General features: G+C 62.0%; 19 protein-coding genes. 11 read left to right on the forward strand and 8 right to left on the reverse strand.

Annotated features, from left to right (window positions below; all coding sequences use genetic code 11):
- Positions 1–32: 32 nt before the first annotated feature.
- The 5 genes from Q6A48_RS10415 to Q6A48_RS10435 form a co-directional block, all read right to left on the reverse strand.
- Positions 33–2,843 carry an FAD-binding and (Fe-S)-binding domain-containing protein gene (locus Q6A48_RS10415; protein WP_304554033.1) on the reverse strand — a complete coding sequence of 937 codons (2,811 nt, stop codon included), beginning with the start codon at positions 2,841–2,843 and terminating at the stop codon, positions 33–35.
- Positions 2,840–3,511: a LutC/YkgG family protein gene (locus Q6A48_RS10420; protein WP_304554034.1), complete on the reverse strand. Its 672-nt coding sequence runs from the start codon at positions 3,509–3,511 to the stop codon at positions 2,840–2,842. Before Q6A48_RS10420 ends, Q6A48_RS10415 begins: the two co-directional genes overlap by 4 nt.
- Complete coding sequence (locus Q6A48_RS10425; protein ID WP_304554035.1) at positions 3,508–4,965, reverse strand: LutB/LldF family L-lactate oxidation iron-sulfur protein; 1,458 nt, start codon at positions 4,963–4,965, stop codon at positions 3,508–3,510. Before Q6A48_RS10425 ends, Q6A48_RS10420 begins: the two co-directional genes overlap by 4 nt.
- Positions 4,962–5,786, reverse strand: coding sequence for a (Fe-S)-binding protein (locus Q6A48_RS10430; RefSeq protein WP_304554036.1), 825 nt, complete (start codon positions 5,784–5,786; stop codon positions 4,962–4,964). Before Q6A48_RS10430 ends, Q6A48_RS10425 begins: the two co-directional genes overlap by 4 nt.
- A 150-nt stretch (positions 5,787–5,936) precedes the next feature.
- Positions 5,937–7,631: a lactate permease LctP family transporter gene (locus Q6A48_RS10435; protein ID WP_304554037.1), complete on the reverse strand. Its 1,695-nt coding sequence runs from the start codon at positions 7,629–7,631 to the stop codon at positions 5,937–5,939.
- A 261-nt stretch (positions 7,632–7,892) separates the two neighbouring features.
- Here Q6A48_RS10435 and Q6A48_RS10440 point away from each other — a divergent pair, with 261 nt between their 5' ends.
- A complete protein-coding gene (locus Q6A48_RS10440; protein ID WP_304554038.1) occupies positions 7,893–8,660 on the forward strand; it encodes an FCD domain-containing protein in 768 nt (255 codons plus the stop codon).
- Positions 8,661–8,846: 186 nt separating this feature from the next.
- Here Q6A48_RS10440 and smpB read toward each other — a convergent pair whose 3' ends face one another.
- Complete coding sequence (gene smpB / locus Q6A48_RS10445) at positions 8,847–9,329, reverse strand: SsrA-binding protein SmpB (protein ID WP_042730880.1); 483 nt, start codon at positions 9,327–9,329, stop codon at positions 8,847–8,849.
- 118 nt (positions 9,330–9,447) lie between these two features.
- On the opposite strand from smpB, the gene Q6A48_RS10450 reads away from it, so the two are divergent.
- The 3 genes from Q6A48_RS10450 to Q6A48_RS10460 are packed head-to-tail and all read left to right on the forward strand — an operon-like array spanning position 9,448 to position 11,601.
- Positions 9,448–10,851, forward strand: coding sequence for a sodium-dependent transporter (locus Q6A48_RS10450; RefSeq protein ID WP_304554039.1), 1,404 nt, complete (start codon positions 9,448–9,450; stop codon positions 10,849–10,851).
- Positions 10,852–10,858: 7 nt separating this feature from the next.
- Positions 10,859–11,302 carry a type II toxin-antitoxin system RatA family toxin gene (locus tag Q6A48_RS10455; protein WP_042730879.1) on the forward strand — a complete coding sequence of 148 codons (444 nt, stop codon included), beginning with the start codon at positions 10,859–10,861 and terminating at the stop codon, positions 11,300–11,302.
- The gene (locus Q6A48_RS10460) at positions 11,299–11,601 is read left to right on the forward strand and encodes an RnfH family protein (protein ID WP_304554040.1); all 303 of its coding nucleotides are present in this window, start codon (positions 11,299–11,301) and stop codon (positions 11,599–11,601) included. The genes Q6A48_RS10455 and Q6A48_RS10460 overlap by 4 nt, the downstream gene beginning before the upstream one ends.
- 58 nt (positions 11,602–11,659) lie before the next feature.
- On the opposite strand, the gene Q6A48_RS10465 is transcribed toward Q6A48_RS10460, so the two are convergent.
- A complete protein-coding gene (locus Q6A48_RS10465) occupies positions 11,660–12,187 on the reverse strand; it encodes an outer membrane protein assembly factor BamE (protein WP_042730877.1) in 528 nt (175 codons plus the stop codon).
- Positions 12,188–12,284: 97 nt separating this feature from the next.
- On the opposite strand from Q6A48_RS10465, the gene fur reads away from it, so the two are divergent.
- Complete coding sequence (gene fur, locus Q6A48_RS10470) at positions 12,285–12,689, forward strand: ferric iron uptake transcriptional regulator (protein ID WP_304554041.1); 405 nt, start codon at positions 12,285–12,287, stop codon at positions 12,687–12,689.
- An 89-nt stretch (positions 12,690–12,778) separates the two neighbouring features.
- Here fur and recN read toward each other — a convergent pair whose 3' ends face one another.
- Positions 12,779–14,452 (reverse strand): DNA repair protein RecN, encoded by a 1,674-nt coding sequence (recN, locus tag Q6A48_RS10475; RefSeq protein WP_304554042.1) that lies wholly within the window; start codon positions 14,450–14,452, stop codon positions 12,779–12,781.
- Positions 14,453–14,693: 241 nt separating this feature from the next.
- Here recN and grpE point away from each other — a divergent pair, with 241 nt between their 5' ends.
- From grpE to carB, 6 genes are all read left to right on the forward strand, one after another.
- Complete coding sequence (gene grpE, locus Q6A48_RS10480) at positions 14,694–15,260, forward strand: nucleotide exchange factor GrpE (RefSeq protein ID WP_304554043.1); 567 nt, start codon at positions 14,694–14,696, stop codon at positions 15,258–15,260.
- A gap of 65 nt (positions 15,261–15,325) precedes the next feature.
- Positions 15,326–17,278, forward strand: a complete 1,953-nt coding sequence (gene dnaK / locus Q6A48_RS10485) for a molecular chaperone DnaK (RefSeq protein WP_256207084.1) — start codon at positions 15,326–15,328, stop codon at positions 17,276–17,278.
- A gap of 367 nt (positions 17,279–17,645) precedes the next feature.
- A complete protein-coding gene (gene dnaJ, locus Q6A48_RS10490; RefSeq protein ID WP_304554044.1) occupies positions 17,646–18,770 on the forward strand; it encodes a molecular chaperone DnaJ in 1,125 nt (374 codons plus the stop codon).
- A gap of 9 nt (positions 18,771–18,779) precedes the next feature.
- Positions 18,780–19,586 carry a 4-hydroxy-tetrahydrodipicolinate reductase gene (dapB, locus tag Q6A48_RS10495; RefSeq protein ID WP_304554045.1) on the forward strand — a complete coding sequence of 269 codons (807 nt, stop codon included), beginning with the start codon at positions 18,780–18,782 and terminating at the stop codon, positions 19,584–19,586.
- A 255-nt stretch (positions 19,587–19,841) separates the two neighbouring features.
- Positions 19,842–20,978 carry a glutamine-hydrolyzing carbamoyl-phosphate synthase small subunit gene (carA, locus tag Q6A48_RS10500; protein WP_304554046.1) on the forward strand — a complete coding sequence of 379 codons (1,137 nt, stop codon included), beginning with the start codon at positions 19,842–19,844 and terminating at the stop codon, positions 20,976–20,978.
- Positions 20,979–21,083: 105 nt separating this feature from the next.
- Complete coding sequence (carB, locus tag Q6A48_RS10505; protein WP_304554047.1) at positions 21,084–24,305, forward strand: carbamoyl-phosphate synthase large subunit; 3,222 nt, start codon at positions 21,084–21,086, stop codon at positions 24,303–24,305.
- The last annotated feature ends 2 nt before the right edge of the window (positions 24,306–24,307 follow it).

The following is a 24,307-nucleotide window of genomic DNA, read 5'->3' on the forward strand; positions in this document are numbered from 1 at the left end:
ACTGCGGCCGGGCGCCAGGGTTCTATTTTTCTTCAGGTGGCCCTCGGCTGGGTGACTCGATCCACCAGGTAGACCAGCCCGTGGTAGTCGATGGTGCCGTGCTGCGTCAGGCCGATCTCACAGGTGCGGCTGGTGGAGATGCCTTCGCTGCAATGTTGGACGGCGTCCTTGAGGGTGCGCAGCGAGTGGGCGTTGAGTTCCGGCGTGGTGAAGCCTTTGTCGCCGGCGAAGCCGCAGCAGTGGATGCCTTCGGGGATGACCACGTTCGTGCTGCACTGGCGCGCCAGGTCGATCAACGCCTGGCTTTCGCCCAGGTGCTGGGTGCTGCAGGTCACGTGCACGGCGATAGGCGCTTCTTGCGGGGTGAAGTCCAGGCGATCCATCAAATGGGTGCGGATGAAGCGCACCGGGTCGTACAAATCCAAACGCGTTTCGCCCAGGTCTTGGACCAGTCGCAAGGTGCAGGGGCTGGTGTCGCAATAGATGGGGTCGAGTCCGCCGCGGCTGGCGTGCAGCAGGGCGGCGATCAGTTCCTGGCGTTTGTGTTCGGCTTGTTCGGCGTAGCCTTTGGAGGCGAAGGGTTGGCCGCAGCACAGGTTGTCCTGATTGTCGGGAATGACCACTTGATAACCGGCTTTTTCCAGCAGGCTCTGGGTCTTGTCGTACAGCGACGCCTGCTCTTTATCCCCCGCCGCCGGGCCCATGACCCGTGACACGCAGGCCGCCAGGTAGACTACGCGCGGGCGTTGGTCCGCCACGGCTGGGGTGAAGCGGATGGCCTTTTCTGGCTGGGGCATGGCGTTGGTCCATTGTGGCACCTGGCCCTTGGACAGCCGTGACAGGGTGGCCGACAGTTTTGCCAGGCGCGGTGCGCCCAGCAGCATGCGGGCGCCGTTGGCGACGTGCAGGGTGAAGCGCAGGCCTTGCAGTGTGGTAGCGAAGTTTCCTTCGACCCAAGTGGCGGTTTTCGTACGCGTGGCGTCGCGGCTGCGCAGTTTTTTCACCAGCTCACCGGTGTTGATGCCTACCGGGCAGCGTTGAGCGCACAGGCCCGTGGCCGCGCAGGTGTCGATGCCCTGGTATTGATAGGCCTGTTCCAGTTCGGTGGTGTCGGTGCCTGCGCGTTTTTTCGCCTGGATGTCGCGCCAGATGACGATGCGTTGGCGCGGGCTCAAGGTCAGGTCCTTGGAGGGGCACACCGGTTCGCAGAAGCCGCATTCGATGCACTTGTCCACGATCTCGTCGGCGGCCGGCAGCGGCTTGAGGTGCTTGAGGTGGATCTGCGGGTCTTCGCTGAGGACCACGTCCGGGTTGAGGATCCCGTTGGGGTCGAGCAGGCGCTTGAGTTGCCACATCAGTTGGTAGGCATCGCTGCCCCATTCCAGTTCGACGAACGGCGCCATGTTGCGTCCGGTGCCGTGTTCGGCTTTCAGCGAGCCGCCGAACTCCACCGCCACCAGTTGCGCGACGTCGTCCATGAACGCCTGGTAGCGTGCGACTTCTTCGGCGCTGTTGAAGCCTTGGGTGAAGACGAAGTGCAGATTGCCTTCCAGTGCATGTCCGAAAAGGATCGCTTCGTCGTAGTGATGTTTGTCGAACAGTTCGATCAGGCGGTTCACGCCTATGGCGAGTTGTTCCACCGGAAAGGTCACGTCTTCGATGATCACCGTGGTGCCGGTTTTGCGAACCGCACCCACGGCGGGAAAGGTGTCTTTGCGGATCGCCCAGAGCCGGGCGTTTTCCCGTGGGTCTTCGGTAAAGTCGACCTGTTTTTCCACCGGGAAGCCGGCCAGCGAAGCCATGATCCGGGCCAGTTGCTCTTGCAGCAGGGATGAAGACGCCGCGCGGGATTCGATCAGCAGGGCGCAGGCATTCGTCGACAGTTGTTGTACGAAATCCGGCATGCCCGGCTTGTCCTGCACCGAGCGCAGACTGCGGCGGTCGAGCAATTCCACGGCTGACACCGGCTGGCTTTTCAGTACGGTGACCGCGTTGCAGCAGGTTTCCACGTCGGGAAACACAATCAGTGCCGAGGCTTTGTGCGGATGGTCGATCACGGTGTTGTAGGTCACCGCGCTGATGAAGCCGAGGGTGCCTTCAGAGCCCACCAGCAGATGGCTCAAGATATCCACAGGTTCATCAAAATCCACCAGGGCGTTGAGTGACAGCCCGGTGGTATTTTTCAGACGGTATTTGTGGCGAATTCGTGCGGCCAGTTCGGTGTTGTCGCGGGTCTCGCGGCCCAGGGTCGCCAGGCGCTCCAGCAAGTCACCGTGGCTGGTGCGAAACGCCGCGACGCTGACCGCGTCTTCGGTGTCGAGGCGGGTGCCATCGGCCAGCACCAAGCGAATGCCGGCCAGCGTGTGATAGGTGTTTTGCGCCGTGCCGCAGCACATGCCGCTGGCGTTGTTGGCCACGATGCCGCCGATCTTGCAGGCGTTTATCGAGGCCGGGTCAGGGCCGATCTTGCGCCCGAACTGGGCCAGCCAGGCGTTGGCCTGGGCGCCGATCACGCCGGGTTGCAAGCGGATCTGCGCGCCTTGCCCGCGGATCTCCCGGGCGTTCCAGTTATCCCCCAGCACGATCAGCACCGAGTCGCTGATGGCCTGGCCAGACAAGCTGGTGCCGGCCGCGCGGAAGGTGACGGGCACTTGGTCGCGCTGGGCAAGTTGCAGCAGGGCGACCACTTCATCTTCGCTTTCGACCCGCACCACCAGTTTCGGAATCAGCCGATAGAAACTGGCGTCGGTGCCGAAGGCCAAGGTCGACAGAGGGTCGTCGAAACGGCGCTTTTGCGGGATCAGTTGCTGGACGTCATGTAGGAAAGCGGCAGGAAGCGTCATTGGTCCTCCAGGATCAAGACCACCAGATCCTTCGGACCGTGGGCGCCATAGGCGAGTACTTGTTCGATGTCGGCGGTTTTCGACGGGCCCGACACCAGCAGGGCGTTGGTGGGCATGCCTTGGGCCCAGGCGAATTCTTGTTGCACTTCATAGAAGTTGTCGCGGATCTGGCTGGCCTTGAGCAGGGCGAAATGCACCGGCGGCACCAGGCTCATCAGGCGTGGCTCTTCCCGTGTCGGCCAGAGGATCAGGCTGCCGGTCGCGGCGATGGCGCCGAGGGTGCCGGTCAGGCTGGCGGGCGTGTCGTTGAACAGCTCGGCCTTCCATTCCTCGATCGGCCGGTCGTAGGCCTTGAGGGTTGGCAGGCCCGGATTGTTCGCCCAGAACTGTGTGATTGTTTGCCCGTGTGGCGTCGTCGGTGCGATCAGCAGGCTCGGCAGTTGGCGGTCGCGCAGCAGTTGCGCCAACAGGGCCGGCCAGTCTTCGCCCGTGGTCAGGTGGATTTCGGTGTGCACCGCCTCCATCAATTTGCGCAGCTGCGGGATGCGTTCTTCGCGGGTGTAGCGGTAGGTTTGCGTCACCAGGTCGACGTCGTAATTGTCGGCAACCGGCGTAGTGCCGGTCAGGCTGTTACGCAACTTGGCGAGGATGTTGGCCTTGGCGCTCATCGACGGTCTCCCGGGCGGTTCAGGTGTTCGCGCGCCAGGTCATGCAATGAGCGGGCGGCGGGTTGCGGGGCGCTGTGGTTTTGCGTCCAGGGGCCGACGTTGCTCGGCGTCAGGGCGCGCAGGCGCGTGGCGAGGAAACCGAACAGCCGATACAGCCGCGGCGAGCTGTTGAGCCTGGCCCAGGCGTTCCAGATGAAGCGTTCCTTGGCCGAGTATTTGCTGCCCTGGCCGCGCATCACCGGGTTCGGGCTGTCTGGCGCTTTGACGTTTTCTTCGCGCAGGCGCCGCAACAAGGCCGGGATCGGGATCTTCACCGGGCACACTTCTCCACAGGCACCGCACAGCGATGAGGCGCTGGGGTGGTCCGGCACCTTGGCCAGGCCGACCATGTGGGGCGTGATGATTTTTCCGATAGGCCCCGGGTAGACCTCGCCGTAGGCATGGCCGCCGATTCGGGTGTACACCGGGCAATGATTCATACAGGCGCCGCAGCGGATGCAGTTCAGGGTCTGGCGCAATTCGCTGTCGGCAAAGGCCTGGCTGCGACCATTGTCCAGCAGCACCAGGTGAACCTCCTGGGGGCCGTCCAGTTCTTCGGCCTTGCGCGGGCCGGAGATCATGTTGACGTAGGTGGTGATCGGTTGGCCGAGGGCCGAACGGGTCAGCAACGAGAGCAATGGCACGACATCGCGCAGGTTCTCCACCACTTTTTCGATGCCGGTCACGGCGATGTGCACCGGTGGAACGGTGGTGGACATCCGCCCGTTCCCTTCGTTTTCCACCAACAGCAGGGTGCCGGTTTCGGCCACGGCGAAGTTGACGCCTGATACGCCGATGTCGGCTTCGAAGAATTTCTGCCGCAACACCTTGCGACCGATCTGGATGAGTTGGTCAACGTCCTTGGTGTACTCCACGCCGAGTTTGTCGTGGAACAAGGACGCGACCTGACCGGCATTCTTGTGGATCGCCGGCATAATGATGTGTGAAGGCTTCTCGTGGTCGAGCTGGACGATGTACTCCCCCATGTCGGATTCGAGACATTCAATGTCCCGACCCTCGAGGAAATGGTTCATCTCCATTTCTTCGCTGACCATCGATTTGCCCTTGATCACTTGCCGCGCCTCGTGAGCGCGGATGATCGAGAGGACGATGCCGTTGGCTTCGTCCACCGTCTCCGCCCAGTGCACTGTCACACCGTTGCGGGTCAGGTTGGTTTCAAGTTGTTCGAGCAGGTCGGGCAACTTGGATAACGCACGGGCGCGGACGGCATTGCCCAGCACTCGCAGGTGTTCTCGTTCGTGGGCATCGCTGAAGGACGTTGCCCGCTTGGTCATCAGTGAATCCATCGCGCTGCGAAAGTTGCTTCGCAGTTGCGTGTCGTCCAAAGCCTTGTGGGCTCGGGCGCGGAAATCTTCCTGCACCTCTACGGTCGGGATCAGCGTCGGCGTGCTCATGCGCCACCTCCGGTTCGCTGCCAGAGGAAGCTCGCCAGGTGCTGTCCGCGTAACGCCGCCTGCTGTTTTTCCAGCGCGCCGTTGATGTTCATCAAGCAACCGCAGTCGGCGCTGACGACCTTGTGCGCGCCGGATTCCTTCAGCGCCCGGGTCTTGTCGGCCACCATCGCGCCGGAAATATCCGGCAGGCGTACGCTGAATGTTCCACCGAAACCGCAGCATTCACTTTCGTGGCTGTGTTCGACTCGCTCCACATTGTGCAGCTGCGCCAACAGGGCGCGGCCGTGCAGGTGGGTGTTCATTTCCCGTCGTGCCGAGCAGGAGGTGTGCAGGGCCACCTTCACCGGCTCGCCGCTGTCGTTCAATTGCACCTTGCAGACAAACAGCAGGAATTCAGCCAGCTCGTAGGTCCGCGCCGCCAGGGCCTGGACGTGTGCGAGCGTGTCGGGCTCATCCTTGAACAGGTCGCTGTAGTGCTCGCGCAGCATGCCGGCACAGGAACCCGACGGCACGACCACCGGATAATCTTCGGCAAACAGGGCCAGTTGCGCCCGCGCCACCGTGCGCGCCTGCTCGGTGTAGCCCGAGGTATAGGCCGGTTGCCCGCAGCAACTCTGCCCTTGCGGGTACTCCACCCGGATCCCTTCGCGTTCCAGCAAGTGGATCGCGTCCATCCCGGCTTCGGGGTAGAACAGGTCCACCACGCAGGTTCCGAACAGGTAGACCCGTTGCGGCTTCGCGCTGGGGTACTGCCGGGGTTCGGGCAGCGGCGGGGCGACACGGGTCGCGTTCGGCACAGCGTTGTAAAAAAGCTCGCTCATCAGGCGTGTCTCCGGGTGGTCCCGGTTATCCGTCCGCTGAGGCTGCTGAATATAGGGTTCGAAACTTTCAGCAGCCTTGCAGACCCGGTGTTCATTTGCGGACGCCGAATCGGGATTCGGCGTCGGTTCTTTCAGTATTGCCCGTAGGACTCAGTGCACCAGCATGCCGGTAAACCAGTAGGCCTGGGCCAGGGTGATCAGGCCGACGATCGTTGCAAAGAATAGGCTGTGTTTGAGGGTGAACCGGAACAGATCCGATTCCTTGCCCACCAGCCCGGTCGCTGCGCACGCCACGGCGATCGATTGCGGCGAGATCATCTTGCCGGTCACGCCACCACTGGTATTGGCTGCCACCAGCAAGGTGTCGTTGACGCCGAGTTGATGCGCAGTCGTGGCTTGCAGGGAGCTGAACAGTGCGTTGGACGAGGTGTCGGAACCGGTCAGGAATACTCCCAGCCAACCGAGGAAGGGCGAGAAGAACGGGAACGCCGCGCCGGTGCCGGCCAGCACCAGGGCCATGGTCGACGACATGCCCGAGTAGTTGGTGACGAAGGCGAATGCCAGGACCATGCCGATGGACAGGATTGGCCAGCGCAGCTCGAAGAAGGTCTCTTTTAAAGTGGTAAGACCAGTTTTGACGTTGATCTTCAGCACCAGCATCGAGATCAGTGCCGAGAAGAAAATCGCCGTGCCGGTGGCGGAAATCGGATCGAGCTTGAACACCGCTGGAATGGCCGTGGGGTTGACTACGATGGGCGCGACCTTGATCACCATCTGGTCCAGGTGCGGGATGGCGAAGTTGAATACCCAGCCGTACATCGAACCGCCCGCGGCGAACATCGCCTTGAACGGTTTCAGCGTCCAGATCGTGACCAGCACGGTCAGGATCAGGAACGGCGACCAGGCCTTGAAGATTTCCCCCAGGCTGTAGGGCGAAGCCACGGTGCTGCGGGGTTGACCGAAACCGCCTACGCTGGCGGTGACCGTTGCGCTGGACGTGGCGCCGGCAATCTGGGCACCCGCGGTGCGCTTGGGCTGCCAGACTTTCAGGAACAGGGTCAGCGCGATCAGGCTGGCGAGGGCCGAGGTGATGTCTGGCAGTTCCGGGCCGATGAAGTTGGACGTGAAGTATTGGGTGACGGCAAAGCTCAGGCCGGCCACCAGCGCAGCGGGCCAGGTCTCCCGCACGCCGCGCAGGCCATCCATCATGAACACCAGCCAGAACGGCACGAACAGCGACAGCAACGGCAGTTGGCGACCGGTCATGGCGCCGATCTTGAAAGCGTCGATGCCGGTGACCTGGCCGGCCACGATAATCGGGATGCCCAAGGCGCCGAACGCGACCGGGGCGGTGTTGGCGATCAGGCACAGGCCGGCGGCATACAGCGGGTTGAAGCCCAGGCCGACCAGCAGCGCGGCGGTGATCGCGACGGGCGCACCGAAACCGGCGGCGCCTTCCAGGAACGCGCCGAAGCAGAAGCCGATCAGCAGCACCTGGAGGCGTTGGTCATCGGTAATCGACAGCACCGAGCTGCGGATGACCTCGAACTGGCCGCTCTTGACCGTCAATTTGTACAGGAACACCGCGGCCACGATGATCCAGGCAATGGGCCACAAGCCGTAGGCAAAGCCATAGCCGGCGGCGGCGAAGGCCATGTCGGCGGGCATGTTGAAGGCAAATATCGCCACGGCGATGGCCAGGGCCAGGGTGATGCTGCCGGCCACGTGGCCCTTGAGGCGAAACACCGCCAGGGCCAGGAAGAAAAACACGATGGGAATGACGGCCGCGAGTGCGGACAAGCCGAGGCTGCCGAGCGGGCTGTAGAGCTGTTGCCAGGTTTGCATGTGGGTGGGCCCCTAATTGTTGTTGGTCAGGCACTGATCAGCGAAAGTGGATAATTGGTAATACCAATTTACAAACGCTGTCGGCTAGGGTAAAAGCCTTGGTTGTCGTGTGTCAATTTGCCGCCTGGAAACTTTCGTCGAATAAGCGGTGCAGATCGCATCTGATCTGTTCCGGCAAATGGCTTCTGAAGGGTGTGGACGAGGCCCGGATGGGCCAGAATAGAGAGCCCGGCGAGCCGTCGGGATCGTGGAGAGTGAGTTATGGGGTTTGATCAGATTCGTCAGCGCCGTTTGTCTGACGATATTGTCGAGCGGCTTGAGGGCATGATCCTCGAGGGTACGCTGAAGTCTGGCGAACGGCTGCCGGCCGAGCGGACCCTGGCCGAACAGTTCGGCGTGTCACGGCCTTCGCTGCGTGAAGCGATCCAGAAGCTGGCGGCCAAGGGTTTGCTGGTCAGCCGCCAGGGCGGCGGCAACTACGTCGTGGAATCATTGGGCTCGACGTTCAGTGACCCGCTGTTGCAACTGCTGGAAAGCAACCCCGACGCGCAGCGGGACCTGCTGGAATTTCGTCACACCCTGGAGGCCTCTTGTGCCTATTACGCCGCGCTGCGGGCCACGGACGTCGATCGCGAACGGCTGACGGCGGCCTTCGAAGCGCTGCAGGATTGCTATGCGCGGCACGAAGACGTGAGTCGGGCGGAGGAGGGGGCGGCGGATGCGCGGTTCCACCTGGCGATTGCCGAGGCCAGCCATAACGCGGTATTGCTGCACACTATCCGCGGCTTGTTCGACCTGCTCAAGCGCAATGTGGTGACCAACATCGGCGGCATGTACAAGCAGCGCAGTGAAACCCGCGACATGTTGATCAGCCAGCACCGGGAGCTGTACCAGGCGATCATGGACGGCCACGCCGAGCGGGCCCGGGAAGTGTCCAGCCGGCATATCCTGTATGTGCAGGAAGTCTTGGAAGAGGTGCGTCAGGAGGTGCAGCGAGTGGCACGGGCGGAGCGGCGCAAGGGCATGTAGGCCGCGGTCTCTCACTCAACCCAGGTGGGAGCGAGCCAGCTCGCGATAACGGTCTGCCTGGCGCATCGACGCCGAACGTGGCGCCGCTTTCGCGAGCAGGCTCGCTCCCACATGGATCTTCGGTGAACACGGGATAGGCGTACCGGGATCTGGTGTGGGCGCGAATGCGGTCTCAAGGCAAGAGAATCAGTCTTCCTTGCCCTTGTTGCGCACCGCACGCTGCAGCTCGCGACCGGCGTCGCGTTCGCGTTCGGTATCGCGCTTGTCGTATTCCTTCTTGCCCTTGCCCAGCGCAATTTCGCACTTGATCAGGTGCTTGCTCCAGTACAGCGACGTACAGACGCAGGTGTAGCCTTTTTGCTGCACCGAGGCGAAGAGCTTTTCCAGCTCGCGCTTGTTGAGCAGCAGCTTGCGCGAACGTACCGGATCGGCAATCACGTGGGTGCTGGCCGTGGTCAGCGGGGTGATGTGACTGCCCAGCAGCCAGGCTTCGCCGTCCTTGAGCAGCACGTAGCTGTCCACCAGCTGCGCCTTGCCGGCGCGAAGGCTCTTTACTTCCCAGCCGGCCAGGACCATGCCAGCCTCGAAACGCTGTTCGATGAAGTAATCGTGTCGCGCCTTTTTATTTTGCGCGATGGTCCCTGTGGGGTGTTTCTTCTGTTTAGCCATAGGGGCGGCATTATAGGCAGTTGCGTGCGTGTCGGCTACGGTGAAGCTGCATGCTTGAGCACCTTGAGTGAATCCCGGACAATGCGGCCTCTTTTTTGAACGCTTGGGCGTGATCACGATGTCGACAGACAAGGTTTCTGTCCACGGCAGTTGGGCTAGCCGCTGGGTCTTCATACTCGCCGCGACCGGTTCTGCGGTGGGGCTGGGTAGTATCTGGAAGTTTCCATACATGGTCGGGGTCTACGGGGGCGGCGCCTTCGTATTGATGTTCCTGGCGTGTATCGCGCTCATTGGCGCGCCGGTCATGCTCGCCGAGACCCTGATCGGTCGTCGCGCCCGGCAAAGCCCGGCCAACGCCCTGAAGGTCCTCGCCGTGGAAGCCGGGCACTCGACCAAATGGTCGTGGGGCGCCTTCGCCGGCATGATCACGGCGTTGTTGATCCTGTCGTTCTATAGCGTGGTCGGTGGCTGGTCGCTGGACTACATCATCGACATGGGGCGCGGGGATTTCCAGGGCGTCGCGCCAGACCAGGTCGGCGCGTATTTCGGCCAGGTGATCGCCGACCCCTGGCGGCTGACCCTCTGGCACACGATCTTCATGGTGCTGTCGGCCGTGGTGATTGCCAAGGGCGTGGTCGCCGGGCTGGAGCGCAGCCTGCGGATCATGATGCCGCTGCTGTTCGTGATGATCCTGGTGCTGCTGGGCTACAGCATGACCACCGGGCATTTCATGGAAGGCCTGCACTTCATGTTCGACTTCAAGCCGGAGAAAGTCCTGGACGGTTTGCTGCCGGCCATGGGGCACGCGTTCTTCTCCTTGAGCGTGGGGGTTGGCTCGATCATGATCTACGGCGCCTACATGCCCAAGAACGCCTCCCTCACCCGCACCGTCGTCGGCGTCGCGCTGCTGGATACCTTCGTGTCGCTGATGGCGGGCGTGGCGTTGTTTCCGATCGTGTTCGCGGCCGGCCTCAACCCCAGCGAAGGGCCGGGGTTGATGTTCGTCAGCCTGCCTTTTGCCTTCGGTAGCATGGCGTTCGGCCAAGTCATGGGTGTGGTGTTTTTCGTCCTGGTGGCCATCGCGGCCTGGAGTTCGGCGATTTCCCTGCTGGAGCCCATGGTGGCTTACCTGGTGGAGCGGACGCGCATCGGCCGCGCCTGGGTCACGTTCTGGCTGGCCTTCACCTGCTGGTTCGTCGGCCTGGGCACGGTGTTTTCCTTCAATATATGGAAGCAGGCAAAGTTTTTCGTGAACGAAGACGGCCTGTTCCATCTCTACCAGTGGGGAGCCACCGGAGGCCTGGATTTCTTCGGCGTGATTGATTTCTTCACATCACGGATCATGCTGCCCGTGGGTGGTTTGTGTTTCGTGGTGTTTGCGGGATGGATCATGGGGCGTGAGGCGGTGCGTGATGAATTGTCGTTGCGCAGCCCTGTATTGTTTGCCTTGAGCCTGTTCTTGATGCGCTACGTGGCGCCCATCGGCATTCTCGTAGTGTTTGCCGCCCAGCTGTGGAAGTGACGCTTACATGACGACACATATTCAACGCTCGGCCTTGCTGCCCTATCCGGCGCAGGCGCTGTACGACCTGGTCAACGATGTGGCGAGCTATCCACAGTTCCTGCCATGGTGCTCGTCCGCCGAGGTGCTGGAAAGCTCCGACACCCACATGCGCGCCAGCCTCGACATCGCCAAGGGCGGGTTGAGCCAGCGCTTCGTGACGCGCAATACCCTGGTGCCGGGCCAATCCATCGAAATGAACCTGGAAGAGGGGCCGTTCAACCAGCTTCACGGTGTCTGGGTGTTCAAGCCCCTGGGTGACAAGGCCTGCAAGATCAGCCTGGACCTGTCGTTCGATTACGCCGGCCCGCTCGTGCGAGCGACATTGGGGCCACTGTTCAATCAGGCGGCCAATACCCTGGTCGATGCGTTCTGCCAGCGTGCCAAGCAGAACGCAGAGCTCAAGCGTTGATTGAAATCGAAGTGGTGCATGCCGGCGTGGAGCGCCAGTTCCTGCGCGCATTCGCGGTGCCGGAAGGCACCAGCGTGCGCGCGGCGTTGCAAGCCTCTGGGGTTGCCGAGGCATTTCCCGAGCTTGATCTGGCAACTTGCCCGGTCGGGATCTTTGGCAAGGTGGTTGCCGATCCCGAGCACCAGCGGGTGCAGGCCGCTGATCGCCTGGAGGTCTACCGACCGTTGCTGGCGGATCCGAAGGAAATTCGCCGCTTGCGTGCCCTCAAGGCAGCCCAGGCGCGCCAGTCCGAACCGTAGCCCGCGAAAGTCGAGGCAATAAAAAACCCGGCATTGCCGGGTTTTTTCATGTCGCCATTTATTGTGGCGAGGTGTCCAGGGGTTCTGGCGTCGGCACAGGTACGGTCTCGACGTTGTCCACATCCTTCTGGATCTGGTCCAGCAGCGACCCTGGCTTGGCCGGTTTTTCCGGTTTCGGTTTCTCGGCGTTCTGGGTCGGGTCGGTGACGGTCGTGCCGCTGTCCTTGCCCATGATCGCCTCGTCACGGCTCACGCCGGGCATGAAGTCGCCCGACAGGCTGACGAGTTGGTCATTGCCGTTGAAGATAACGCTGATGCGTTCCTGTTGGCGCTCACCACCACCTGGCTGCAAGCTGTACAAATAATCCCAGCGATCGGCGTGGAACGTGTCGGCGAGCAGGGGGTTGCCCATGATAAACCGTACTTGCCGGCGGGTCATTCCCGGGCGTAACTGGTCTATCATGTCCTGCGTGACGACATTGCCCTGCTGGATGTCGATTTTGTAAACCCCGGGGAATGAACAACCGGCGAGTGCGAGCAGTCCCACGAAGGTGAAACTGGTTAGCAAGAGCTTGGTGTTTTGCATCGGTGGGCGACTTCCACTATCTTGGCTGGGACAACGTAAACGCCGATCATACCCGCATTAAGAGAAGCTGCGAAGCAGCATCGCGAGAAAGCTGACCATGGTTGAAAATAGCGAACTACGCAAAGCCGGCCTCAAAGTGACCCTGCCACGGGTCAAGATTCTACAAATGCTCGATTCTGCCGAGCAACGCCACATGAGTGCCGAAGACGTCTACAAGGCGCTTATGGAAGCTGGCGAGGACGTTGGCCTGGCCACGGTCTACCGTGTCCTGACTCAATTCGAGGCGGCGGGTCTCGTGGCTCGTCACAATTTCGATGGCGGTCATGCGGTCTTTGAATTGGCTGATGGGGAGCACCACGACCACATGGTGGACGTGGAAACCCGCGAGGTCATCGAATTCGTCAGTCCGGAAATCGAAAAGCTGCAAAAGGCAATTGCGGAAGAGTATGGCTTCGAGCTGATCGATCACCACCTCGTCCTGCATGTGCGCAAAAAGAAGTAGGCACGTTGCTTGAGCCCAAGGGCTCCCGAGACGAAAGAAGGCGACCCCAGGGTCGCCTTCTTGCTTTGCGGCTTTTATCTGGTTGTGTGTCAGGTTTTTGCGGCGACGACCATTTTCTTCGCGTGGGCCAGGGATTCCTTGGTGAGATCGATCCCCCCCAGCATCCGCGCCACTTCTTCCACGCGCTCGTTTTTGTTGAGCTTGGACACGGCCGTCCGGGTGGCATCCTCGCCACGCACCTTGTGCACGAATAGATGTTGGTGCCCTTGGGCGGCCACCTGGGGCAAGTGGGTCACCGTCAGCACCTGGCCACGTTCGCCCAGTCGACGCAGCAACTGGCCGACGATTTCCGCGGTCGGGCCGCCGATGCCCACGTCCACTTCGTCGAACACCAGTGTCGGCACGCGTGAGGTCTGTGCGGTGATGACCTGGATGGCGAGGCTGATCCGTGACAGCTCGCCACCGGAGGCGACTTTTGCCAGGGCCTTGAGCGGTTGCCCAGGGTTGGCGCTGACCAACAGTTCCACCTGCTCCAACCCGTTGGGCTGGAGTTCGTCGCTGGCGTTGGGTTTGAGCTCGATGGTGAAGCGGCCCCCTGGCATGCCCAGGCGCTGGATCTCCTGTTCCACGGCACTGGCCAGCCCGGTCGCGGCCTGGTGCCGCAGGTCGCTGAGTTCCTTGGCCTTCTCCTGGTAATGACGGGCATAGGACGCCAGCTCATCCCCCAGGCGCTCGATGGATTCATCGTTGGCGTTCAGGGTTTCCAGTTCTTCCAGCAGGCGCTGCTGGAGTTCGACGACGTCGGTCGGTTGGACGCGGTGCTTGCGCGCCAGCGTATAGATGGTGTCCAACCGTTCTTCCAGGTACTGCAGGCGCGCGGGGTCGGCATCGAAGTGATCGAGGAAACGGTTCAGTTCCCCGACGGCTTCCTCGACCTGGATCTGCGCACTTGTCAGCAGGTTGGTCGCTTCATTCAGGGCGCCGACGGAATTGTTCACGCTGGTGAGCCGGTTCAGGCTCGTCGTCAGTGCATTGAGCACATTGCCGGAATCGCTTTCGCTGCACTGCTCCACGACCTGGCGGCAGATGCCCAGTAGGGCTTCGGCGTTGGTCAGGTTCTTGTGTTCCTGCTCCAGTTCCTCCAGCTCGTTTTCGCCCAGGGCCAGGTTCTCCAGTTCTTCGAGCTGATAGCTCAGCAACTGGTGGCGCGCCCGTTGCTCGTCGCCGGAATTGGACAGGCGGTCCAGTTCCTGTCGCGTCTGCCGCCAGCGCTGGGCGGCCAGTTGCACCTGGCGGGCCAGGTCGGTGGCGCCGGCGTATTCGTCGAGCAGGCGGCGATGGGTGTCGGTCTTGAGCAGGGATTGGTGTTCGTGCTGGCTGTGGATGTCGATCAGCAGTTCACCCAGGGCCTTGAGGTCGCCCAGTGGGCAGGGCGTGCCGTTGATGTAGCCCCGCGAGCGTCCCTCCGCCGTGATGACCCGGCGCAGGATGCACGGGCCGTCGCTGTCCAGGTCGCGTTCGGCCAGCCAGGCGCTGGCCTCGGGGATGTCGACCAGGTCGAAGGTCGCCAGGATGTCGGCCTTGTCTGCGCCGGGGCGCACCACGCCGTTGTCGGCGCGATCACCCAGGGTCAGGCCCAGGGCATCGAGCATGATCGATTTGCCGGCACCGGTTTCACCGGTGATCACGCTCATGCCTCGATCGAGTTCGAGGTCGAGGTGTTCGACGATGGCGTAGTTGTGTACGGACAGGTGCACCAGCATAAGGCCGCTCCCAGGCGTTAGGTCTGGTTATTTATACAGTGTTTTGTTTTGACCTGACAATGCCTTCGCTTAGCTCGATTTGCTTGAGCGGCGGGTTTTCTTAGCGCTGGGTGGAATGGATATGCAGCTGTTTTTTGTAAGGTTAATTCGTCGGCCGGCCCTTGAAGCTGAAAAACCTGGCCCCATATACCGGGGCAGAAGTGCGAGTCGAGCTCGCGGACGAAATTGAAAGGAGAAATCTATGGCTGACGAACAGACGCAGGATACGCAAAATCTAGACGCCAATCAGGCTCCCCAGGATTCGGGTGACGAGCTGGCAGCACGTGTACAAGTGCTCGAAGAGCAACTGGCCGGCGCGCAGGATCAGGCGTTGCGTGTGGCAGCCGACCTGCAGAATGTCCGCCGTCGCGCCGAGCAGGATGTTGAAAAGGCCCACAAGTTCGCCCTGGAGCGTTTCGCCGGCGACCTGTTGCCGATCATCGACAGCCTGGAGCGCGGCCTGGAGCTGTCGAACCCGGACGACGAAAATATCCGTCCGATGCGCGAAGGCATCGAGCTGACCCTGAAGATGTTCCAGGACACCCTCAAGCGCTACCAGCTCGAAGCCATCGACCCTCATGGCGAACCCTTCAACGCCGAGCATCACCAGGCCATGGCGATGCAGGAAAGTGCCGATGTCGAGCCCAACAGTGTCCTGAAGGTGTTCCAGAAGGGCTACCTGCTCAACGGCCGCCTGCTGCGCCCGGCCATGGTCGTGGTCAGCAAGGCGCCTGCACCGATTTCGCCTTCTATCGACGAACAGGCTTGAAATCGGTCGTAACGGCCCCATTTAGAAGTCAAGCGTTTAAGTGCTACCGCAGTTAGCCACCACTGCTGCGGCAACCAAATCCAAGTTCCGGGAGAGTTAACATGGGCAAGATTATCGGTATCGACCTGGGGACCACCAACTCGTGCGTCTCCGTGCTGGAAAACGGCAAGGCCAAGGTGATTGAAAACGCGGAAGGCGCGCGGACCACGCCGTCGATCATCGCGTACGCCAACGATGGCGAAATTCTGGTTGGCCAATCGGCCAAGCGTCAGGCAGTGACCAATCCGCATAACACCCTGTACGCGGTGAAGCGTCTGATCGGTCGCAAGTTCGACGAAGAAGTCGTCCAGAAAGACATCAAGATGGTGCCTTACAAGATCGCCAAGGCTGACAACGGCGACGCCTGGGTTGAAGTGAACGGCCAGAAAATGGCGCCGCCACAGATCTCGGCTGAAATCCTGAAGAAAATGAAGAAAACCGCCGAAGACTACCTAGGCGAAGCGGTGACCGAGGCCGTCATTACCGTTCCTGCCTATTTCAACGATAGCCAGCGCCAGGCGACCAAGGACGCCGGCCGTATCGCGGGCCTGGACGTAAAACGCATCATCAACGAACCGACCGCCGCGGCACTGGCCTACGGCATGGACAAGGCCAAGGGCGACCACACCGTGATCGTTTATGACCTGGGTGGCGGTACCTTCGACGTTTCCGTGATCGAAATCGCTGAAGTCGATGGCGAGCACCAGTTCGAAGTACTGGCAACCAATGGCGACACGTTCCTCGGTGGTGAAGACTTCGACATCCGCCTGATCGACTACCTCGTCGACGAGTTCAAGAAAGAAAGCGGCATGAACCTCAAGGGTGACCCGCTGGCGATGCAGCGCCTGAAAGAAGCCGCTGAGAAAGCCAAGATCGAACTGTCCTCGAGCCAGTCGACCGACGTGAACCTGCCGTACATCACCGCAGACGCCACCGGTCCCAAGCACTTGAACGTGAAAATCTCCCGCGCCAAGCTCGAAGCGCTGGTGGAAGACCTGGTTCAGCGCACCATCGAACCTTGCCGCATTGCCATGAAAGACGCCGGTATCGACGTTGGCTCGATCAACGACGTGATCCTGGTCGGCGGTCAGACCCGTATGCCGCTGGTGCAGAAGCTGGTGACCGATTTCTTCGGTAAGGAAGCACGCAAGGACGTGAACCCGGACGAAGCCGTGGCCATGGGTGCTGCCATCCAGGGTGCCGTGCTGGCCGGTGACGTGAAGGACGTTCTGCTGCTCGACGTCAGCCCGCTGACCCTGGGTATCGAAACCATGGGCGGCGTGATGACCGCGCTGATCGAAAAGAACACCACGATTCCTACCAAGAAATCCCAAGTGTTCTCGACGGCCGACGACAACCAGAGCGCCGTGACCATTCACGTGCTGCAAGGTGAGCGTAAGCAAGCGGCCCAGAACAAGTCCCTGGGCAAGTTCGACCTGGCCGAGATTCCACCAGCACCACGTGGCGTGCCACAAATCGAAGTGACCTTCGACATCGACGCCAACGGCATCCTGCACGTCGGCGCGAAGGACAAGGCCACCGGCAAGACCCAGTCGATCGTGATCAAGGCCAACTCCGGCCTGTCCGAGGAAGAAATTCAGCAGATGGTTCGCGACGCTGAAGTGAACGCCGAGGAAGACCGCAAGTTCGAAGAGCTGGCCAGCGCCCGTAACCAGGGTGACGCCCTGGTGCACTCGACTCGCAAGATGATCGCCGACGCCGGTGACAAAGTGACCGCGGAAGAGAAAACCGCGATCGAAGCGGCCGTGGTGGCTCTGGAAGCCGCTGTGAAAGGCGACGACAAGGCAGCCATCGAAGCGAAGATCGAAGAGCTGTCCAAGGTCTCCGCGCCAGTGGCCCAGAAGATGTACGCCGAGCAGGCTCAACCTGCAGAAGGCGCGGCGGCACAGGGCGAATCGGCCGAAAAAGCCGACGACGTCGTGGACGCCGAGTTCGAAGAAGTGAAAGACCACAAGTAATCGCTTGTTGGTCGGCCGGTTGACTGCGTTTGTGCGGTGGCTGGTAGGATGTCGCCGCGCGGGAGCTTGCTCCCGCGTTGGCGTGTCTGGAGCCAATGAATTTTTACGGCATGCGACAGCGTTCGGATGCTGGCGGTGTGATCGGGAATGCTCCTGCTTCCCGGGCAGGTGACACCGCGTTTTGGCCGGTTCCCTGGCTGAACGACATGGGTTTGCACGAAAGGTCGCGCAGCGCTTTTCGTGCAAGGCCCGAGACCAGGATCGTTGAATCGACGTGGTTGGGCCTGGGCCTCTACGGTGAGGGCTCGACGAGTTTGGCAAGGTTCAGGAGAGGTTTGCCGAACGTCCTATAAGAGTGCAAAGACTAATGGCAAAGCGTGACTATTACGAAATATTGGGTGTTGAGCGGGGGGCCAGCGAGGCAGAGCTGAAAAAGGCCTATCGTCGCCTGGCGATGAAGCACCACCCGGATCGTAATCCCGACGATAAAGCGTCTGAAGAGCTGTTCAAGGAAGCCAACGAGGCTTACGAAGTCCTGTCCGATTCCAGCAAGCGCGCGGCCTACGACCAGTATGGTCATGCCGGTGTCGACCCGAGCATGGGCGGTGGCGGTGCCGGCTTTGGCGGCCAGAACTTCTCCGACATCTTCGGTGACGTGTTCAGCGATTTCTTCGGTGGCGGTCGCGGCGGTGCCCGTGGCGGCGCCCAGCGTGGCAGCGACCTGCGTTACACCCTGGAGCTGAACCTGGAAGAGGCGGTGCGCGGTACCACCGTCAATATCCGTGTGCCGACCCTGGTCAATTGCAAGCCGTGCGATGGCTCGGGGGCCAAGAAGGGTTCCTCGCCGGTCACGTGCCCGACCTGCGGCGGCATCGGTCAGGTGCGCATGCAGCAGGGCTTCTTCTCGGTGCAGCAGACCTGCCCGCGTTGCCATGGCCAGGGCAAGATCATTTCCGACCCGTGCGATTCCTGCCACGGCGAAGGGCGTGTCGAAGAGTACAAGACGCTGTCGGTCAAGGTGCCGGCCGGTGTCGATACCGGTGACCGCATTCGCCTGTCCGGCGAAGGCGAGGCGGGTGCCCAGGGCGGCCCGACCGGCGACCTGTACGTGGTGATCAACGTGCGCGAGCACGCGATCTTCCAGCGCGACGGCAAGCACCTGTTCTGCGAAGTGCCGATCAGCTTCGTCGATGCAGCCTTGGGTGGCGAGCTTGAAATCCCGACCCTCGACGGTCGCGTCAAGCTGAAGATCCCCGAGGGGACGCAGACCGGCAAGCAGTTCCGCATTCGTGGCAAGGGCGTCGCGCCCGTGCGCGGCGGTGGCGCCGGCGACCTGATGTGCCGCGTGGCGGTGGAAACGCCAGTCAACCTGAGTCGGCGCCAGCGGGAGCTGCTGGAAGAGTTCCGCAGTTCGCTGGAGGGTGACAACAGTCACTCCCCGAAAACCACCGGTTGGTTCGAAGGCGTGAAGCGCTTCTTCGGCGATCTGTAAGGAGGTCGCATGCGACGTATAGCTGTGATGGGCGCTGGCGGGCGCATGGGCAAGGCGTTGGTCGAGGCGGTGCAGCAGCGCTCGCCGCTCTCCGGCCTGACGGCGGCCATCGTGCGGCCTGACAGCACGCTGGTGGGCGCGGATGCGGGCGAGCTGGCTTCGCTCGGGCGCATTGGCGTGCCGATGTCCGGCGGCCTGGAAAAGGTGCTCGACGAGTTCGATGTCCTGATCGACTTCACGCTGCCTGAAGTGATGCTGAAGAACCTCGCCATCTGCCGCAAGCATGGCAAGGCGATGGTGATCGGCACCACGGGCCTGGACGCCGCGCAGAAGCAACTGCTGGCCGAGGCGGGCAAGGATATTCCGATCGTGTTCGCGGCGAACTTCAGCGTGGGCGTGAACCTGTCGCTCAAGCTGCTGGACATGGCGGCCCGGGTCCTGGGTGACGATGCGGATATCGAAATCATCGAGGCGCATCACCGGCACAAGATCGATGCGCCCTCGGGAACGGCCTTGCGCATGGGCGAGGTGATCGCCGATGCGTTGGGTCGCGACCTGGGCAAGGTGGCCGTATACGGGCGCGAGGGCCATACCGGCGCCCGCGAGCGGGACACCATCGGTTTTGCCACGGTGCGCGGGGGTGATGTGGTGGGTGACCACACGGTGCTGTTCGCCACCGAGGGCGAGCGCCTGGAGATCACGCACAAGGCGTCGAGCCGGATGACCTTTGCCAAGGGCGCCGTGCGTGCCGCGCTGTGGCTCGATGGCCGCGAGCCTGGCCTGTACGACATGCAGGACGTTCTCGACCTGCGTTGATGCCAATGGAAGCGGGGTTCACGTTATACTGGGCCCCGTTTTACACCGCTTCGCGACGGCCTGTCGCATCCCCCTGCCTTTAAGGCTCATTAGCGGTGGACCAAAAAAGCCTTTTTCTGTAAGCTACAGCTTTAGTGTGTCCACTAAAAGCGCGCAGAATAATTCAGTGAAGAAGCGGGGTGACGTGTCCATACGTCACTCCGCTTTTTTACAACCTGCGATCGCCCTTTCAGGCTTTATTTACGGGAGGTCTTCTTGACTAAGCCAGCCATACTCGCCCTTGCTGATGGCAGCATTTTTCGCGGCGAAGCCATTGGAGCCGACGGTCAGACCGTTGGTGAGGTGGTGTTTAACACCGCAATGACCGGCTATCAGGAAATTCTTACCGATCCTTCCTACGCCCAGCAAATCGTTACCCTGACTTACCCGCACATCGGCAACACTGGCACCACGCCGGAAGATGCCGAGTCCGATCGTGTCTGGTCCGCCGGCCTGGTCATCCGTGACCTGCCGCTGGTAGCGAGCAACTGGCGTAACACGATGTCCCTGTCCGACTACCTGAAAGCCAACAACGTCGTGGCGATCGCCGGTATCGACACGCGCCGCCTGACGCGCATCCTGCGGGAAAAAGGCGCGCAGAACGGCTGCATCATGGCCGGCGACAACATTTCCGAAGAAGCCGCCATCGCCGCCGCCCAGGGGTTCCCGGGCCTCAAGGGCATGGACCTGGCGAAAGTCGTCAGCACCAAGGCGCAATACGAGTGGCGCTCCTCGGTCTGGAGCCTGAAAACCGACAGCCACCCGACGATCGACGCGTCCGAACTGCCGTATCACGTGGTTGCCTACGACTACGGCGTCAAGCTGAACATCCTGCGCATGCTGGTCGAGCGCGGTTGCCGCGTCACCGTGGTGCCGGCGCAAACCCCGGCCGCCGACGTCCTGGCCCTCAAGCCCGACGGCGTGTTCCTGTCCAACGGCCCGGGCGACCCCGAGCCTTGCGACTACGCGATCCAGGCGATCAAGGATGTGCTGGAAACCGAGATCCCGGTGTTCGGCATCTGCCTGGGCCACCAGCTTCTGGCCCTCGCTTCGGGCGCCAAGACCGTGAAAATGGGCCACGGCCACCACGGTGCCAACCACCCGGTGCAGGACCTGGACACCGGTGTCGTCATGATCACCAGCCAGAACCACGGCTTCGCGGTGGACGAGGCGACCCTGCCGGGCAACGTGCGGGCGATCCACAAGTCGCTGTTCGACGGCACGCTGCAAGGCATCGAGCGTACCGACAAGAGCGCGTTCAGCTTCCAGGGACACCCTGAGGCGAGCCCGGGCCCGAACGACGTGGCCCCGCTGTTCGATCGCTTCATCAACGAGATGGCCAAGCGACGCTGACCGCGCGAAGCCCGAGGGCGGCCCCGAGCGCGGCGGCCCCTCCGGGCGCTTCAAAGATTGTTCGACGGCCTAGCCGACTGACCTGCGGATTTGAGTGACAAACCCATGCCAAAACGTACAGACATAAAAAGCATCCTGATTCTCGGCGCTGGCCCGATCGTGATCGGCCAGGCCTGCGAATTCGACTACTCCGGCGCCCAGGCCTGCAAGGCCCTGCGCGAAGAGGGCTACCGCGTCATCCTGGTGAACTCCAACCCGGCCACCATCATGACCGACCCGGCCATGGCCGACGCCACCTACATCGAGCCGATCAAATGGCAGACCGTGGCCAAGATCATCGAGAAGGAGCGTCCTGACGCCCTGCTGCCGACCATGGGTGGCCAGACCGCGCTGAACTGCGCCCTGGACCTGGAGCGCGAAGGCGTCCTGGAAAAATTCGGCGTGGAAATGATCGGTGCCAACGCCGACACCATCGACAAGGCCGAAGATCGTTCCCGCTTCGACAAGGCAATGAAGGCCATCGGCCTGGAATGCCCGCGCTCGGGCATCGCCCACAGCATGGAAGAGGCCAACGCGGTCCTCGACAAGCTGGGCTTCCCTTGCATCATCCGGCCGTCCTTCACCATGGGCGGCACCGGTGGTGGCATCGCCTACAACCGTGAAGAGTTCGAAGAAATCTGCGCCCGTGGCCTGGACTTGTCGCCGACCAAGGAACTGCTGATCGACGAATCGCTGATCGGCTGGAAAGAGTACGAGATGGAAGTGGTCCGCGACAAAAAGGACAACTGCATCATCGTCTGCTCCATCGAGAACTTCGACCCGATGGGCGTGCACACCGGCGACTCGATCACCGTCGCCCCGGCCCAGACCCTGACGGACAAGGAATACCAAATCCTGCGTAACGCCTCCCTGGCGGTCCTGCGCGAGATCGGCGTGGAAACCGGCGGCTCCAACGTCCAGTTCGGCATCTGCCCGGACACTGGCCGCATGGTGGTCATCGAGATGAACCCGCGGGTCTCCCGTTCGTCGGCCCTGGCCTCGAAAGCCACCGGTTTCCCGATCGCCAAGGTCGCGGCCAAGCTGGCCGTGGGCTACACCCTCGACGAGCTGTCGAACGACATCACCGGCGGCAAGACCCCGGCGTCCTTCGAACCGTCCATCGACTACGTCGTCACCAAGCTGCCGCGCTTCGCCTTCGAGAAATTCGCCAAGGCCGACGCCCGCCTGACCACCCAGATGAAGTCGGTCGGTGAAGTCATGGCCATCGGCCGGACCTTCCAGGAATCCCTGCAGAAGGCCCTTCGCGGCCTGGAAGTGGGTGTCTGCGGTCTCGATCCGAAGCTGGACCTGAGCAACCCGGAAAGCATGAGCGAGCTCAAGCGCGAGCTGACCGTGCCAGGCGCCGAGCGTATCTGGTACGTGGCCGATGCCTTCCGGGCCGGCATGACCGTCGAGCAGATCTTCGGCATGAACATGATCGACCCTTGGTTCCTGGTGCAGATCGAAGACCTGATCAAGGACGAAGAGAAGGTCAAGACCCTGGGCATGTCCAGCATCGACCGCGACATGATGTTCCGCCTCAAGCGCAAGGGCTTCTCCGACCAGCGCCTGGCCAAGCTGCTCGGCGTGACCGAGAAGAGCCTGCGTGCCCATCGCCACAAGCTGGAAGTGTTCCCGGTCTACAAGCGCGTCGACACCTGCGCGGCCGAGTTCGCCACCGACACCGCGTACCTGTACTCCACGTACGAGGAAGAGTGCGAAGCCGCACCGTCGACCCGCGACAAGATCATGATCCTGGGTGGCGGCCCCAACCGGATCGGCCAGGGCATCGAGTTCGACTACTGCTGCGTGCATGCGGCATTGGCCTTGCGGGACGACGGGTACGAGACCATCATGGTCAACTGCAACCCGGAAACCGTGTCCACCGACTACGACACCTCCGACCGCCTGTACTTCGAGCCGGTGACCCTGGAAGACGTGCTGGAAATCGTCCGTGTCGAGAAGCCAAAAGGCGTGATCGTCCAGTACGGCGGCCAGACCCCGCTGAAACTGGCGCGTGCACTGGAAGCCGCAGGCGTGCCGATCATCGGCACCAGCCCGGATGCGATCGACCGTGCCGAAGACCGTGAGCGCTTCCAGCAGATGGTCGAGCGCCTGAACCTGCGCCAGCCGCCAAACGCCACCGTGCGCAGCGAAGACGAAGCGATTCGTGCCGCGGCCAAGATCGGCTACCCGCTGGTGGTGCGCCCGTCCTACGTACTGGGCGGCCGTGCGATGGAAATCGTCTACCAGGAAGAAGAACTCAAGCGTTACCTGCGCGAGGCGGTCCAGGTGTCCAACGACAGCCCGGTCCTGCTGGATCACTTCCTCAACTGCGCCATCGAAATGGACGTGGATGCGGTCTGCGACGGCAAGGACGTGGTGATTGGCGCGATCATGCAGCACATCGAACAGGCCGGTGTTCACTCCGGTGACTCCGCGTGCTCGCTGCCGCCTTACTCGCTGCCGGCCCACATCCAGGACGAGATGCGCGAGCAGGTCAAGAAAATGGCCCTGGAACTGGGCGTTGTCGGCCTGATGAACGTGCAGTTGGCGCTTCAGGGTGAAGACATCTACGTCATCGAAGTCAACCCGCGCGCGTCCCGTACCGTGCCGTTCGTTTCCAAGTGCATCGGTGTTTCCCTGGCGATGATCGCGGCGCGCGTCATGGCCGGCAAAACCCTCAAGGAACTGGGCTTCACCAAGGAAATCATTCCGAATTTCTACAGCGTGAAAGAGGCGGTGTTCCCCTTCGCCAAATTCCCTGGCGTAGACCCGATCCTCGGCCCGGAAATGAAATCCACCGGTGAAGTGATGGGCGTTGGCGATACCTTCGGCGAAGCCTTCGCCAAGGCCCAGATGGGCGCCAGCGAAGTGTTGCCGACCGGCGGCACGGCATTCATCAGCGTGCGTGATGACGACAAGCCACTGGTTGCAGGCGTGGCCCGTGATCTGATCAACTTGGGCTTCGAAGTGGTCGCCACTGCCGGTACTGCCAAGCTGATCGAGGCCGCAGGCCTGAAAGTGCGCCGCGTGAACAAGGTGACCGAGGGCCGTCCGCACGTGGTCGACATGATCAAGAATGACGAAGTCACGCTGATCATCAACACCACCGAAGGCCGCCAGTCGATCGCCGACTCCTATTCCATTCGTCGCAACGCGCTGCAGCACAAGATCTACTGCACCACGACCATTGCTGCGGGCGAAGCGATCTGCGAAGCGCTCAAGTTCGGTCCCGAGAAGACCGTGCGCCGCTTGCAGGATCTACATGCAGGATTGAAGGCATGAGC

Origin of the sequence: Pseudomonas citrullilanati (assembly GCF_030580855.1) — a bacterium.
GTDB lineage: Bacteria > Pseudomonadota > Gammaproteobacteria > Pseudomonadales > Pseudomonadaceae > Aquipseudomonas > Aquipseudomonas citrulli.